Below are 15,206 nucleotides of genomic sequence, written 5' to 3' on the forward strand. Positions count from 1 at the left end.
TTAGGAGGAGTAGAGATGGGAAACCGAATTTTAATTGTAGATGATGCTGCATTCATGCGCATGATGATCAAAGATATTTTAACGAAAAATGGATATGAAGTAGTAGCGGAAGCGGCAGACGGCCAGCAGGCTGTGGAGTTATTTAAAGAGCATGCACCAGATCTTGTCACAATGGATATTACGATGCCTGAAATGGATGGAATTACGGCCTTAAAAGAAATTAAAAGCATAAAAAGCGATGCTAAGGTGATCATGTGTTCAGCCATGGGCCAGCAGGCAATGGTGATTGATGCGATTCAAGCAGGGGCAAAAGATTTTATCGTTAAGCCTTTTCAAGCAGATCGAGTATTAGAGGCAATTTCAAAAGCAATTGGATAAACAACAGATTGGCGGGGCTTTCCCGCTAATCTTACACTATGTTGAAGTAAGAGGTGGCAGACATTGCTGCGAAAGTTCGTAATTGCTGCGCTGTTAATAAGCGTATTAGCAGGATCAAATCAAATCGTTTATGCAGAAAGTGGATCTGCATCCGTAAAAGAATGTTTGGAAAAAACGGAGAAGTGTTCAGAGAATGAGAGTACTGATTCAAAAGAAAAAACTGAACTCCAGGGGACGCCTACACTTTCAGCTGGAGATATTGTGAAGATGATATTCGCGTTTTTACTTGTAATTGGGCTGCTTTTTGCGCTCTTAAAATTTGTAAATAAAAAAGGGAGGCTGCTGCAAAAAAATAAAGTAGTACAAAACTTGGGTGGTACAAATGTTGGAAGCAGCAAATCTGTACAAGTAGTTAAAGTTGGAAATCAGCTTTTTATCATCGGAGTCGGTGAAAATGTGCAGCTTCTTTCAGAAATTACAGGGCAAGAGAAACAGCAGCTGCTCACGCAGTATGAGGAACAACAGAAAAACGAGAGCGAATATAAAGTCGTACTACCGTCTTTTTTAGAAAAATTGACTTCTAAAAAAGAAGAGAAATCTAGTCATTCTTTTCAGCAGCTTTTTCAGCGAGAAATGAATGAAATGAATGAAATGAAAATAAAAAGGCAAAACGTACTGAAAGAGTTAGAAAGGAACAAAAAGAACGATGAATGAAGTGATGAATCTCTTTAACTCGAGCAGTCCTACAAATATTTCCACGTCTGTCCAGCTTTTGTTGCTGCTGACGGTGTTTTCGGTAGCTCCTGGAATTTTAATTATGATGACCTGCTTTACACGAATTGTCATTGTGCTGTCATTTGTACGTACATCGCTCGGGACACAGCAAATGCCTCCTAATCAAATATTAGTTGGTTTATCGCTGTTTTTAACGTTTTTTATTATGGCGCCAACTTTTTCTCAGGTAAATGAACAGGCGCTGCAGCCGCTTTTAAAAGAAAAAATCACGCTGAATCAAGCCTATGAAAAAGCAGCTGAACCAATGAAAGAATTTATGAGTGCTCATACAAGACAAAAAGATTTAGCTCTTTTTTTAGAATATGCGGATATAGATAAACCATCCTCTGTTCAAGATATTCCCTTAACTGCGCTCGTTCCGGCTTATGCAATCAGTGAGCTAAAGACAGCATTTCAAATTGGATTTATGATTTTTATTCCTTTTCTCATTATCGATATGATTATAGCAAGCGTGCTGATGTCTATGGGAATGATGATGCTTCCTCCCGTTATGATTTCGCTCCCGTTTAAAATTTTACTATTTGTACTGGTTGACGGCTGGAATTTAGTTGTTAAATCATTATTAATAAGTTTTCAATAGGTGATAGACAATGAATGGAGAATTTGTCATTTCGTTAGCAGAAAAAGGCGTGTATACGATCTTAATTGTATCTGGCCCTTTATTGCTGCTGGCCCTTGTAGTTGGGCTCATTATTAGTATTTTTCAAGCAACTACCCAAATTCAAGAGCAAACTCTTGCTTTTGTTCCTAAGATTGTAGCGGTCTTAGTAGGGATTGTATTTTTTGGTCCGTGGATGTTATCAAAAATGATTTCATTTACATATGAAATTTTTTCAAATCTGTATCGGTACGTAGGCTAGCTATGAGTCAGTTGATCTTATCCTATCCCGCGTTTTTACTAGTACTAGTGCGGGTAACATCTTTTTTTATTACGGTTCCGCTATTTTCATACAAAACGATTCCCGCAGTTCATAAGGTAGGTTTGTCTGCCTCGCTATCCGTCATTATTGCGACAACAATTGATTTACCCGTCGTTTCGTTAGATGCACAGTTTGTACTTTTAGTAGTAAAAGAATGTGCTGTTGGGTTGTTTATTGGTTTGACTGCATATGTATTTATTATGGCTATTCAAATTGCCGGAGGTCTCATCGATTTTCAAGTTGGGTTTGCGATTGCCAACGTAATAGATCCGCAGACAGGGGCGCAAAGTCCGATACTAGGTCAATATTTATATGTATTTGCTCTCCTATTTTTATTATCGACCAATGGACATCATTTATTAATAGACGGCATCTATAATAGTTATTTAATTATTCCGTTAGACAAAGTAGCTTTCCCTGTGGGAAGCCAAGCATTTGCTACACACATCATAACTGTTTTTTCATCGATGTTTTTAGTAGCTGTTCAAATGTCTTTGCCTTTGGTAGGTTCATTATTTTTAGTCGATATCGCGCTTGGAATTGTCGCAAGAACCGTCCCGCAGTTAAATATTTTCGTAGTGGGGTTTCCGGTAAAAATTATTGTTGCCTTTATTTTGCTGATTGTCGTGATGGGGAGCATGTTTTATATGATGCAAATCATATTTGAACAAATGATAGAAGCGATGCGCGCGATGATCCGCATATTAGGAGGGGTGTAGCTTTGTTTTTAGTGAAAGTTGATTTGCAATTTTTCGCGGGAGAAAAAACGGAAAAAGCTACACCTAAAAAAAAGCAAGACTCTAGAAAAAAAGGACAGGTAGCTAAAAGTCAAGACGTTACAACTGCGCTCATCCTTTTAATGGTTTTTCTTTATTTTTTGTTTGGAGCCAAACAGTTTTTACAGCAAATGATGAAGTTGTTAAGAGAAGCTTTTCAAACGTATATGCTTGAGGAAGTGACGGCAGAGCGCGTATTTGCAATGTTTAAGCACCTTCTTCCTTCAATAGCCCTTGCAGCAGGTCCTGTTATGCTCGCAGCTTTTATTGCTGCGCTCGGAGCGAATTATATGCAGGTGGGTATTCTTTTTTCCACGGAGGCTCTTCAGCCTAAGTTAGAAAAGATTAACCCTATTAGCGGAGCCAAACGGATTTTTGCCATGAGAGCGCTGGTAGAACTAATCAAGTCAACGCTGAAAATTATGTGTATTGGAGCCGTCACGTTTTTTATCTTATGGATTCACATAGAAGATGTATTAAATTTATCTCAAAAAAGTATAGGGGACTCGCTGGTTGTGCTGTCTAAGCTTGTTTTTCAAATGGGACTTGCAGCCTCGCTTATGCTTTTATTTTTATCGCTGCTTGATTATTTGTACCAAAAGTTTGATTTCGAGAAAAATATTCGAATGTCAAAGCAAGATATCAAAGATGAGCATAAAAACATTGAAGGGGATCCTCTAATCAAATCAAAAATAAAGCAAAAGCAGCGGGAAATGGCAATGTCTCGCATGATGCAAGAAGTTCCAAAAGCAGATGTCATCATTACAAACCCCACTCATTATGCCATTGCTTTAAAATATGATGAAGAAAAAATGGATGCTCCCTATGTTGTAGCCAGCGGCGTAGATTTTATTGCTCAAAAGATTAAAGGAATCGCCAAAAGCCATGAAATCACCATGGTAGAGAACCGCCCGCTGGCAAGAGCACTTTTTGACCAAACTAAAGTAGGAGATGCAGTACCCGAAGAATTTTTTAAAGCGGTGGCTGAAATATTAGCTTACGTATACCGCATTCAAAATAAAATGTAACGTTACGCTATTGTAAGGAGAGAAAAATTAATGTCTGCAAGAGAACTGCCAGTTGTTATAGGTGTTGTACTCATTATCGTTATGCTTGTTATTCCGTTGCCTTCATGGTTATTAAGTATTTTAATCATGATTAACATTTCTCTTGCGCTGCTTGTACTGCTCGTTTCCATGAATATGAAAGAACCTTTAGAGCTATCGGTATTTCCGTCTTTGCTGCTGGTTCTTACGCTGTTTCGATTAGGTTTGAATGTATCGACAACACGTTCAATCTTAGGAACAGGAGAAGCAGGCGGAGTGGTGGAAACATTTGGCCACTTCGTTATTGGAGGCAATCCGTTAGTGGGCTTTGTTGTCTTCATTATTTTAATTATCATTCAGTTTCTCGTTATTACAAAAGGAGCGGAGCGTGTTTCTGAAGTAGCCGCACGCTTTACCTTAGATGCGATGCCGGGTAAACAAATGAGCATTGATGCAGATTTAAATGCAGGTATGATTTCAGAAAAGCAAGCAATTGACCGCCGTGAAAAAATTCAGCGCGAAGCAGATTTTTACGGAGCAATGGATGGAGCTAGTAAATTCGTCAAAGGTGATGCGATTGCAGGAATTGTCATTACCCTTATTAATATCTTGTTTGGAATTATTATCGGCATGCTGCAAATGGGAATGTCCATCACTGAAGCATCCCAAACCTTTACTTTGTTAACAGTAGGCGATGGGTTAGTGAGTCAAATTCCAGCCCTTATGATTTCAACAGCGACAGGTATTATCGTCACTAGAGCTGCTTCAACAGGCAATTTGAGCGAAGATATTACACAGCAGCTGTTTGCTTTTCCCGTTATGCTTTATGTTACTGGAGGAACGATTGCCGCTCTTGGTTTAATTACGCCAATTAATGATGTTATTACAATGCCTATTGCTATTTTGTTAGGAGTGGGAGGCTATTATTTATCTCGGTCTAAGAATCAGGCGGTTCGTGAAGAAATGGCGCCTACTGAAGAAGAGATGGAAGACAATGAAATGAAAAGTCCGGAGAGTGTTGTCAATCTATTAAGCATTGATCCAATTGAATTTGAATTTGGGTATGCATTAATTCCGCTTGCTGATACGAATCAAGGAGGCGATCTGCTCGATCGAATTGTGATGATTAGGCGACAGCTGGCACTTGAGCTAGGATTAGTCATTCCGGTTGTTCGCATCAGAGATAACATTCAGCTTCAGCCCAACGAATACTGTCTTAAAATAAAGGGCAATGAAGTGGCAAAAGGGGAGCTGCTGCTTGATCACTATTTAGCAATCAGTCCGGGAATGGACGATGATTTGATTGAAGGAATTGATACGTTAGAGCCAGCTTTTAAGATGCCTGCAAAATGGATTAGTGAGTCGGTGAAGGAGCAGGCTGAGATGTTCGGGTATACCGTTGTTGACCCGCCGTCGGTTGTGTCTACGCACATAACAGAAGTTATAAAATCGTATGCGCATGAGCTGATTGGAAGGCAGGAGACAAAGCAACTAATTGATCACACAAAAGAAACGTATCCTATTTTAATTGAGGAAGTAACGCCTAATCCGCTTTCTGTTGGAGACATTCAAAGGGTACTGGCAAAGCTTTTAAAAGAACACGTCTCAATTCGAAATTTACCCATTATTTTTGAGGTGCTGGCCGACTACGGAAAAATGACGTCAGACACCGATTTGTTAACTGAATATGTCCGGCAAGGGCTCGCAAGACAAATTACCAGTCAATACACGGTCCAAGAAGGTCTGCTTCGAGTTCTTACCCTTTCAGGAAAAGTTGAAAAAACGATGGCGGAAGCTGTTCAACAAACGGAGCATGGGAATTATTTATCACTAGACCCTAACGTTTCACAAGCTATCGTGGAAAGTATAGCCAAGCAAACAGAAACACTTTCTTTTCAAGAACAGTCTCCAATTGTGTTATGTTCTCCTGCGGTGAGGATGTACGTGCGTCAAATCACTGAGCGGTATTTCCCCCATATGGCGGTTTTATCATATAACGAGCTAGAAGCAAATGTTGAAGTTCAAAGTGTTGGAGTGGTGGATATCTGATGAAAGTAAAAAAATACGTAGTAGCATCCATGCCGCAAGCTATGAAAGCCATTCGTTCAGATTTAGGTGAGGAAGCGGTTATTTTACATTCAAAACAAATTCGAACAGGAGGGTTTCTTGGCTTATTTACTAAGGCGAAGATAGAAGTATTGGCAGCTGTCGATTCCGTAGAAAAGCGGAGCGTAAAGAAGAATTCATCGCCGCCAGAACCCAGTATGGAAGATAATCAATCTTTTATGAAGCAGCAGCTCAGTGAGTTAAATACTCTTGTCTCACAAATGAATCAAATGCCAAAGGTTTCTTCAGGTTCATATCCAGAAGCAGTGGAGGATGTGTTTGCCTATTTGCGTTTGCAAGAAATAGACGAAGCTATTTTAAAAAGCATAGAGGCTCCTATGCTAGAGTACTACTACTTACATCGCCCTAACTCAAATCAACTTATGGAGTGGACGAAGAGCTGGTTTGTCAATCAGTTTAAAGCAAGTGAATGGAGCGGTCCTTTCAAAAAATATGTAAGTGTAGTAGGACCAACAGGTGTCGGTAAAACAACAACTCTTGCTAAATTGGCCGCAAAATGTGTCCTGGAACACAATCAAAAAATAGCATTTATTACAACTGACACGTATAGAATTTCAGCGATTGAGCAGCTCAAGACGTACGCTTCGATCTTGAATGCGCCTTTAACGATTTGTTATAACGGAGCAGATTTTAAAAAAGCTTTGCTAGAAACGGAAGCATACGATGTGATTTTTATTGACACAGCAGGCCGTAACTTTTTAGAACAGCAATATGTAAATGATTTAAAGAAAATTATTACGTTTCAAGAAGAGTTGCAAACGTTTCTTGTTTTAGCCCTAACGTCAAAAGTATCAGATATGAAAGCTGTATATGAACGTTTTGCTAGTCTGCCTGTTGATCAATTGATTTTTACGAAGCAAGATGAAACCACCCGTAAAGGCTCGCTTTTAAATATGTTATATCATTGCGGCAAGCGGGCTGCTTTTACAACAAATGGGCAGGATGTACCAGAAGATGTTTCGGCATTTAAAATAAAAGAGTTTATTGACGATGTGTTTGGAGATTGTAAAGATGAATGATCAAGCAGCAGTCTTAAGAGAAAAAGTGTTAAAGAAGCATCAAAGCTCTTTAAGGAATTGTAAAACACTAGCCGTGTTAAGCGGAAAAGGAGGAGTTGGAAAGTCGAATCTATCATTAAACTTATCTCTTGCGCTAACGAAGCAAAAGCAAAGAGTTCTTCTTTTTGATATGGATATAGGGATGGGAAATATTGATATTTTGATTGGGCAAACTGCTTCATATACGATGGTCGATTTGCTAGAAAAAAAGCTTTCCATCCAGCAAATTGTTAAAAAAGGTCCTCAAAATTTAGCTTATGTGGCTGGTGGAACAGGAATTTCCTCTGTATTTGAATGGTCTCCATCAGATCTTGCTCATTTAATACAAGAATTGAATTCGTTAACAAATCAATATGATTATATGATTTTTGATATGGGAGCGGGCATGTCAGAGAGTGTGCTTAAGTTTTTAAAAGCTGTAGATGAAATGATTGTGGTCACAACACCAGAACCTACATCTATAACAGATGCCTACGCTGCTATTAAGCTAGCAGCTTCCTATTCTGTATCAGCACCGGTTCGTCTTATTATTAACAAAACGCTTTCTGACAAAGAAGGAAATGAGACGTATGAACGATTTAGCCAAGCTGTTCAGCAGTTTTTGAACATATCTATTTCTCTATTAGGTATTGTACCAAACGATCAAGCTGTTCAGAAAGCGGTCAATCGCCAAACGCCTTTTTTGCTTCAAAATCCAGCATCTAAAGCGAGTATATCACTAATAGAAATGGTGAGTATTCTTATTCCCCAAGACAATAGGATAACGGCTAAAAACGAGGGAATGTTTATTCGGCGCCTCAAACGATTTTTTCTTGAAAGGTAGGAAATTAGAGTGAATGAAATAAAGGTGCTTATTGTAGATGATTCTGCATTTATGCGAAAACTAATCGGCGATTTTTTAGCATGTGACAGTCGTTTTCACGTTGTGGGTACCGCACGCAACGGTGAAGAAGGGTTAAAAAAAGCGCTCGAGCTGTCGCCAGACATTGTGACACTTGATATTGAAATGCCCAAAATGAATGGCTTAGATATGTTAAAACAGCTCATGCGTGTGAAGCCCCTTCCTGTTGTCATGTTATCGAGTACAACAATAGAAGGTGCTGAAAATACGCTGACCGCTATGCAGTACGGCGCAGTTGATTTTGTTGCTAAACCTTCGGGAGCTATTTCGCTGGACTTACATAAAGTGAAAGATGAGCTTATCTCTAAACTATTGCTTGCTAGTAAAGCCAACATATCTTCAAGCAGTCATCAGCACGTGCAAAACAGCAGTGTATATAACCTCCCGATGGGGACGAAAGTGAACAAAATGATTTGTATTGGCACTTCTACTGGAGGACCGCGGGCGCTGCAAGAAGTATTATCAACTGTTTCAAAAGACATAAACGCACCTATTTTTATTGTGCAGCATATGCCTCCAAATTTCACAAAATCATTAGCGGTTAGACTAAATCAGCTAGCTGCTATTGAAGTGAAGGAAGCAAAAGACAATGAAATCGTGCGCTCAGGATGTGCTTATATTGCGCCTGGAGGTTTTCATATGACGGTTGTAGAGAAAAAAGGACAGCTCAGCATTTGTTTAGATACTTCTTCACCTGTAAAGGGACATCGCCCCTCAGTGGATCGTTTGTTTCAGTCGATTAGTAAAATTTTAGGTTATCAAAAACTTGCTATTGTGTTGACAGGAATGGGTGCCGATGGAACGGAAGGGGTTATTGATTTAAAGAAAAATAAAGACGCGCTTATATTGGCTGAATCGGAAGAAACAGCTGTCATTTATGGGATGCCCAAATCAGCCGTTTCTACAAAACTTGTTGATTATATTGAACCGCTGCGAAACGTTGGAAGCTTTATTTCTCGCTACGCACAGAAATAGGAGGGAAAGTTACGATGGATATGAATCAATATCTAGAAGTGTTTATTGAAGAAAGCAGGGAACATCTTCAAAACGTTAATGACCAGCTAATGCGTTTTGAAAAAAATACCGATGATCTTGGCTATGTAAACGAAATTTTTCGGTCTGCTCATACGTTAAAAGGTATGTCTGCAACAATGGGATTTGATGATTTAGCACAATTAACTCACAAAATGGAAAACGTGTTAGATGCTGTTCGAAATCACCAACTCGACGTTCATACGGAAGTTCTTGATGCTTTGTTTGAATCAGTCGATGCGCTAGAAATAATGGTTCAATCTATTTCTGAAGGCGGCGATGGTCAGCTTGATGTCAAATTGCTTGTTCAAAAGCTGCAGCGTATTGTAGCAGAGGAACCCGTAGCACAGCATGCAGCTTCTTCCATTGAGTACGATGAATTAGTACAAACGCTACTCAGCCAAACAGCAGACCAAGGGTTTAACGCGTTTGAAATAACCGTACAGCTTGAACGCACCTGCTTATTAAAAGCTGCACGCGCTTATATGGTATTTGATGTGTTAGAGCAAGCAGGAGACGTCATTAAGTCAGCGCCAACTGTTCAAGATATCGAACAAGAAAAATTTGAATCATCTTTTATCGTTATATTAGTAACAAACGAATCACAAGAAAAGCTGCAGGCGAGCATTATGGAAGTCTCTGAAGTAGAAAGTGTGAAAATTGCTGCGGTCCCCGTAAAAAAGGAGACAGAAATGGAGGAGCTTGTTTCACCAGAAGTAGCAGCAGCCATACAGGAAGTTACTGTGTCAGCACCTTCTAAATCGCCTGTTGAAGAGAAAAGACAGCCCTCAAATAACAAGACGATTCGAGTTAATATTGACCGTTTGGACAGTCTCATGAACTTGTTTGAAGAACTAGTTATTGATAGAGGCAGGTTAGAACAAATATCAAAAGAATTGAATAATAGCGAATTAGACGAAACGGTAGAGCGGATGTCTCGTATTTCGGGAGACTTGCAAACGATTATTTTAAATATGCGTATGGTGCCTGTAGAAACCGTTTTTAATCGTTTTCCCCGTATGGTGAGACAGCTTTCAAAAGATTTAGGGAAACAAATTGAACTTCAAATTGTCGGAGCTGATACAGAGCTGGACCGGACCGTCATTGATGAAATTGGAGATCCGCTTGTTCACTTATTAAGAAATGCCGTTGACCACGGAATTGAAATGCCTCAAGCACGCTTAGAGAACGGAAAGAATGAAAAGGGAACGATTCGCCTTAAAGCTTATCATAGCGGAAATCATGTCTTTATTGATTTAGAAGATGACGGGGCGGGCATCAATCGTGAAAAGGTACTGCGAAAAGCGTTGGATCGAGGAATTATTGATGGGAAAACAGCTGAAACGCTGACGGATAAACAAGTGTACGAGCTCATTTTTGCTTCGGGCTTTTCGACGGCTGAGCAAATTTCAGATGTTTCCGGACGAGGAGTAGGTTTAGATGTCGTGAAAAACACGATTGAATCGCTAGGGGGTTCTGTAACGATCGATTCTAACGAAGGATACGGTTCGCGTTTTTCTATTCAACTGCCGCTTACTCTGTCTATCATTTCTGCTTTACTCGTGCAAATGAGTGAAGAGCGCTATGCCTTGCCGCTTTCTTCGATTATTGAAACAGCTATTGTTCAGCCCAAAGAGGTCATGCATGTACACGGTCAAAAGGTTATTGACTTTCGAGGAGCCATTATTCCTCTTCTTGATTTAAAAGAACTATTCACTGTGCCTAACTCAGTACAAGGTGATCGTTATTCAGTAGTCATCGTGAAAAAAGGAGAAAAGACCGCTGGGCTAATTGTTGATTCTTTTATCGGTCAGCAGGAAATTGTTTTAAAATCTCTAGGTCATTATCTGCCGGGTGTGTTTGCTATTTCAGGAGCCACGATTTTAGGGGATGGACAAGTAGCACTTATCATTGATTGCAACGCTTTGATTAAATAACAAATGCTGTAAAAAGAAAGGGAGAAAGGCATGAAAATTATTGTGTTTCAATTAGGAGACGAGGAGTACGGAATCTCAGTAGAAGAAGTGCAGTCGATTGAAAAGATTCAGCACATAACACGCGTTCCTGGAGTAAAAGAATATGTAAAAGGTGTTATTAACCTTCGCGGTGTTATTACACCGATTATTGATTTGCGCACTCGTTTTAACTTGCAAGAACAGCTTAACCATGAGCTGACACGTATTATTATGGTTCGTCTTAATGATGTAGAAGCAGGTTTGATTGTCGATGCGGCAAATGATGTAGTGGATATTGATGAAAAAACGATTGCTTCAGTGCCTGAAACAGTTGAAGGAACGGCTGTAGAATACTTAAACGGAGTCGTTAAAGTAGATAGCCGTTTAATTGTTCTTCTAAATTTACCTAGAGTGCTCTCTTTAGAAGACCACCTTCAGTGAGTCAAACGAATAATGGATATCACGCTGAAGGTTCTAGGAGTTGAAGAATCGTGAGAGATGATAAACAAGTAATTAAGGTAGGAATTGCCGAGATGAATGTTACACATGCACCCGCAGTGCTTCGAACAGCGGGATTAGGATCATGTGTAGGAGTTGTCGTTTATGACTCTATTCACTCAGTAGCTGGGCTCGCCCATGTGATGCTTCCGGATTCAAGCGGAGCTAAATGTCCTTTTAATAGAGCAAAATATGCAGATACAGCCATTTTTGATTTGATAAATATGTTGATTAAACAAGGCGCACATAGAAAATTGTTAAAAGCAAAAATAGCAGGAGGCGCGCAGATGTTTCAATTTGAACCAAGAAATGATGTCATGCGAATTGGCCTTCGAAATGTTCAAGCAGTAGAGAGAGAGCTGCATAGAAACAGTGTAGAAATTGCAGCAAAAGCTACAGGAGGACACAACGGACGCACAATTGAATTTGATCCTCAAACGGCTATTTTAAAGGTTCGTACGATTAACGAAGGGATAAAAACGATATAAAGCGCGCTCTGACCGTTTAATAGCGCTATAAAAAGGAGTTGAAAGACCCTTGAAAAGTATACAAGAAGTTGAAGAACATAAAATTTGGCAGGAATGGATAGAGACGAAAGACTCACATGCGGGAAACATGCTTGTTAAAAAGTATATGCCGCTCGTTAACTATCACGTTCAGCGGATTAGCGTGGGGCTGCCGAAGAATATTCATAAAGAAGAGCTTCGTAGTTTAGGGTTAATCGGTCTTTACGATGCTTTGGAAAAGTTTGATTACGGTAGAGACTTAAAGTTTGATACATATGCGTCTTTTCGAATTCGAGGGGCGATAATAGACGGGCTTCGTAAAGAAGATTGGTTATCAAGAAGCGCAAGGGAAAAGACGAAAAGGATTGAGCAAGCAACAGAAGCACTTGAACAAAGGTACTTGCGCAGAGTTGCACCAAGTGAGGTTGCAAAAGAAGTAGGCATGACAGAAGCAGATGTCGTTCATACGATGAATGAAGGCTTTTTGGCTAACGTGTTGTCAATGGAAGAACAGCCGAAAGAGTATGAAGATGGAGAACAAAAATATACGATTAAAGATGAAAAAACGCTCTCTCCTGAAGAGGAGCTAATTAACGAAGAACGATATCAAGAGCTTGCTGAAGTTATCGAGCAGCTAAATGAAAAAGAGCAGCTCGTTGTTTCATTATTCTATAAAGAAGAGTTGACTTTTACAGAAATCGCACAGCTGTTAGGGCTATCTACTTCACGTATTTCTCAAATTCATTCGAAAGCGCTGTTTAAAATGCGTACGAGTTTAAGTAAAATAATTTAGCAAAGAGGTAAAAGGATGGGTTTTTTACTCACAGTTAGTTTTTTAATTCATGGTCTATCACTGTTTTGCATTATTCTTTTATATATGCAAGTGACCAAAGTGAAAAGGATTGAACGCTTGCACCAGCAAAATATAAATAAAATGGAAGCTGCGATGAGTTCATATCTCGCTGAATTTCAAGAACAAAACGAGCAGTTTTTAAGCCAGCTTCGAGAGCGTTCCACTTCGCTTTCTTCGGAAGCGGAAAAAAGCAGCGTAAGATCACCTTTGGTAGATGAAGAAGACGTGCCTGTTCAAAGGGTGGATCTAAAAAGTGAGCCGTCCCAGTCGCTGCATGAACTTCTTTCTATAGAAGAAAATCAGAAGCATATACGCACACCTTTTGATGAATTAACTACAGACCAAATTCAAGATTTGTCAGATGAAGAGATAAAAGAATTTTCTGTTTATTTAAAGAGAAAAGGTTTAACAATTGAAGAAATTGCAAAACATTTACACAGAGGGAAAACTGAAATTAAATTATTATTGAAATTTCATCAATAAACTTAATGAAACGCTTGCTTGTGAAAAAGGAGTGTGCTATATTTGTTTTTGGTGTTATTACACACGCTTGTTGATTCGGTTGATGGTGCTACTTTTTGTAGTTTCGGCTGAAGATGAAATGAGCGGAGGAGACTTAAAACCATTAGGAGGAAAAACACATGTCAGTAATTTCAATGAAACAATTACTAGAAGCTGGTGTACATTTCGGTCACCAAACTCGCCGTTGGAACCCAAAGATGAAGAAATATATCTTCACTGAGCGTAACGGCATCTACATTATCGATCTTCAAAAAACAGTTAAGAAAGTAGAAGAAGCGTACAAATTCGTTAAAGAATTAGCTGCAGACGGCGGTACTGTTTTATTCGTAGGTACGAAAAAACAAGCTCAAGATTCTGTTAAAGAAGAAGCAGCTCGCGCTGGTATGTACTTTGTTAACCAACGTTGGTTAGGTGGTACATTAACTAACTTCTCAACTATCCAAAAACGTATCAAACGTTTAAAAGATATCGAAAAAATGCAAGAAGACGGTACTTTCGAAGTACTACCTAAGAAAGAAGTAGTTCAACTTAAAAAAGAGTTAGAGCGTCTTGAAAAATTCTTAGGCGGCATTAAAGATATGAAACAACTTCCAGATGCATTATTCATCATTGACCCTCGTAAAGAGCGTATTGCAGTAGCGGAAGCTAAAAAATTACACATTCCAATCGTTGGTATCGTAGACACTAACTGTGATCCAGACGAAATTGATTATGTAATCCCTGCAAACGATGATGCAATTCGTGCTGTTAAACTTTTAACTTCTAAAGTTGCTGATGCTATTCTAGAAGCTAAACAAGGTGAAGAAACAGCAGTTGAAACTGAAACAACTACTGCTTAATTCCGTGAAAGGTGATAAGAGGGAATAGCCTTTTATCACCTTTTTTTGAAAAGATTTAACCCATTTATATACATTAATTACATACCCAAACAAGGAGGCTACACATTATGGCAATTACTGCTCAAATGGTAAAAGAATTACGTGAAAAAACTGGCGCTGGTATGATGGATTGTAAAAAAGCGTTAACTGAAACTAACGGTGATATGGAGCAAGCAATCGATTTCTTACGTGAAAAAGGTATTGCAAAAGCTGCTAAAAAATCAGACCGTATTGCTGCTGAAGGTCTAACTTACATCGAAACTCAAGGTAACGAAGCTGTTATCTTAGAAGTTAACTCTGAAACTGATTTCGTTGCAAAAAACGAAGGTTTCCAAAAATTAACAAAAGAATTAGCTGCTCACATCTTAGCTAACAAACCAGCTGACGCTGCTGAAGCTGCTACTCAAAAAATGGAAAACGGTGCAACTGTTGAAGAACACATCAACTCTGCAATCGCTACAATCGGAGAAAAATTATCTCTACGTCGTTTCGCTGTAGCAACAAAAACTGATGCTGATGCATTCGGTGCTTACCTACATGCTGGCGGACGTATCGGTGTGTTAACAGTATTATCTGGTACAACTGAAGAAGCTGTTGCAAAAGACGTTGCTATGCACATCGCTGCAATCAACCCTAAATACATCTCTCGTGACCAAGTTTCTGCTGAAGAAACTGAGCGTGAGCGCGAAGTATTAACTCAACAAGCATTAAACGAAGGCAAACCAGAAAAAATCGTTGCAAAAATGGTTGAAGGTCGCCTTGGCAAATTCTTCGAAGATATTTGCTTACTAGATCAAACATTTGTTAAAAATCCTGATCAAAAAGTACGTCAGTTCGTTGAGAGCAAAGGCGCTACTGTTGAAAGCTTCGTTCGTTTTGAAGTAGGAGAAGGTATTGAGAAACGTCAAGACAACTTCGCTGAAGAAGTAATGAACCAAGTTAAAAAGTAAGGGTTTGACCG

17 protein-coding genes are annotated in these 15,206 nt (G+C 39.2%); all 17 read left to right on the plus strand.

The genetic code is table 11. The features are described from left to right. The first annotated feature begins 15 nt into the window (after window positions 1-15). Window positions 16-378 (plus strand): response regulator, encoded by a 363-nt coding sequence (locus ACFX4R_RS17945; RefSeq protein WP_028410821.1) that lies wholly within the window; start codon window positions 16-18, stop codon window positions 376-378. Window positions 379-441: 63 nt separating this feature from the next. Next, window positions 442-1,092: a flagellar biosynthetic protein FliO gene (locus tag ACFX4R_RS17950; RefSeq protein ID WP_377570020.1), complete on the plus strand. Its 651-nt coding sequence runs from the start codon at window positions 442-444 to the stop codon at window positions 1,090-1,092. After that, the gene (fliP, locus tag ACFX4R_RS17955) at window positions 1,085-1,753 is read left to right on the plus strand and encodes a flagellar type III secretion system pore protein FliP (RefSeq protein WP_013084783.1); all 669 of its coding nucleotides are present in this window, start codon (window positions 1,085-1,087) and stop codon (window positions 1,751-1,753) included. Before ACFX4R_RS17950 ends, fliP begins: the two co-directional genes overlap by 8 nt. A gap of 10 nt (window positions 1,754-1,763) precedes the next feature. Next, a complete protein-coding gene (fliQ, locus tag ACFX4R_RS17960; RefSeq protein ID WP_016765390.1) occupies window positions 1,764-2,033 on the plus strand; it encodes a flagellar biosynthesis protein FliQ in 270 nt (89 codons plus the stop codon). Between the two features lie 2 nt (window positions 2,034-2,035). Further along, window positions 2,036-2,812, plus strand: a complete 777-nt coding sequence (gene fliR / locus ACFX4R_RS17965) for a flagellar biosynthetic protein FliR (RefSeq protein WP_025750309.1) — start codon at window positions 2,036-2,038, stop codon at window positions 2,810-2,812. A 2-nt stretch (window positions 2,813-2,814) separates the two neighbouring features. After that, window positions 2,815-3,897 carry a flagellar biosynthesis protein FlhB gene (flhB, locus tag ACFX4R_RS17970; protein WP_043976493.1) on the plus strand — a complete coding sequence of 361 codons (1,083 nt, stop codon included), beginning with the start codon at window positions 2,815-2,817 and terminating at the stop codon, window positions 3,895-3,897. 30 nt (window positions 3,898-3,927) lie between these two features. Then, a complete protein-coding gene (flhA, locus tag ACFX4R_RS17975) occupies window positions 3,928-5,964 on the plus strand; it encodes a flagellar biosynthesis protein FlhA (protein ID WP_377570022.1) in 2,037 nt (678 codons plus the stop codon). Beyond that, window positions 5,964-7,061, plus strand: a complete 1,098-nt coding sequence (gene flhF / locus ACFX4R_RS17980; protein ID WP_377570024.1) for a flagellar biosynthesis GTPase FlhF — start codon at window positions 5,964-5,966, stop codon at window positions 7,059-7,061. The genes flhA and flhF overlap by 1 nt, the downstream gene beginning before the upstream one ends. After that, window positions 7,054-7,923, plus strand: a complete 870-nt coding sequence (locus ACFX4R_RS17985; protein ID WP_322552398.1) for a MinD/ParA family protein — start codon at window positions 7,054-7,056, stop codon at window positions 7,921-7,923. Before flhF ends, ACFX4R_RS17985 begins: the two co-directional genes overlap by 8 nt. A gap of 9 nt (window positions 7,924-7,932) precedes the next feature. Further along, entirely contained in the window at window positions 7,933-8,976 is a 1,044-nt protein-coding gene (locus tag ACFX4R_RS17990) for a protein-glutamate methylesterase/protein-glutamine glutaminase (RefSeq protein ID WP_043976501.1), read from the plus strand. 14 nt (window positions 8,977-8,990) lie between these two features. After that, complete coding sequence (locus tag ACFX4R_RS17995; protein ID WP_165575839.1) at window positions 8,991-10,970, plus strand: chemotaxis protein CheA; 1,980 nt, start codon at window positions 8,991-8,993, stop codon at window positions 10,968-10,970. Between the two features lie 30 nt (window positions 10,971-11,000). Then, a complete protein-coding gene (locus ACFX4R_RS18000; protein ID WP_323617738.1) occupies window positions 11,001-11,429 on the plus strand; it encodes a chemotaxis protein CheW in 429 nt (142 codons plus the stop codon). 50 nt (window positions 11,430-11,479) lie between these two features. Then, entirely contained in the window at window positions 11,480-11,974 is a 495-nt protein-coding gene (locus tag ACFX4R_RS18005) for a chemotaxis protein CheD (protein WP_016765382.1), read from the plus strand. Between the two features lie 49 nt (window positions 11,975-12,023). Then, complete coding sequence (locus tag ACFX4R_RS18010; protein WP_043976506.1) at window positions 12,024-12,785, plus strand: FliA/WhiG family RNA polymerase sigma factor; 762 nt, start codon at window positions 12,024-12,026, stop codon at window positions 12,783-12,785. Window positions 12,786-12,800: 15 nt separating this feature from the next. Further along, window positions 12,801-13,328, plus strand: a complete 528-nt coding sequence (locus tag ACFX4R_RS18015) for a hypothetical protein (RefSeq protein WP_043976509.1) — start codon at window positions 12,801-12,803, stop codon at window positions 13,326-13,328. Window positions 13,329-13,486: 158 nt separating this feature from the next. After that, entirely contained in the window at window positions 13,487-14,206 is a 720-nt protein-coding gene (rpsB, locus tag ACFX4R_RS18020) for a 30S ribosomal protein S2 (protein WP_013058850.1), read from the plus strand. Between the two features lie 107 nt (window positions 14,207-14,313). Further along, window positions 14,314-15,195, plus strand: a complete 882-nt coding sequence (gene tsf / locus ACFX4R_RS18025) for a translation elongation factor Ts (RefSeq protein WP_013058849.1) — start codon at window positions 14,314-14,316, stop codon at window positions 15,193-15,195. Window positions 15,196-15,206: the final 11 nt, after the last annotated feature.

This window comes from Priestia sp. YIM B13490 (genome assembly GCF_042787735.1).
Classification (GTDB): Bacteria; Bacillota; Bacilli; order Bacillales; family Bacillaceae_H; genus Priestia; species Priestia megaterium.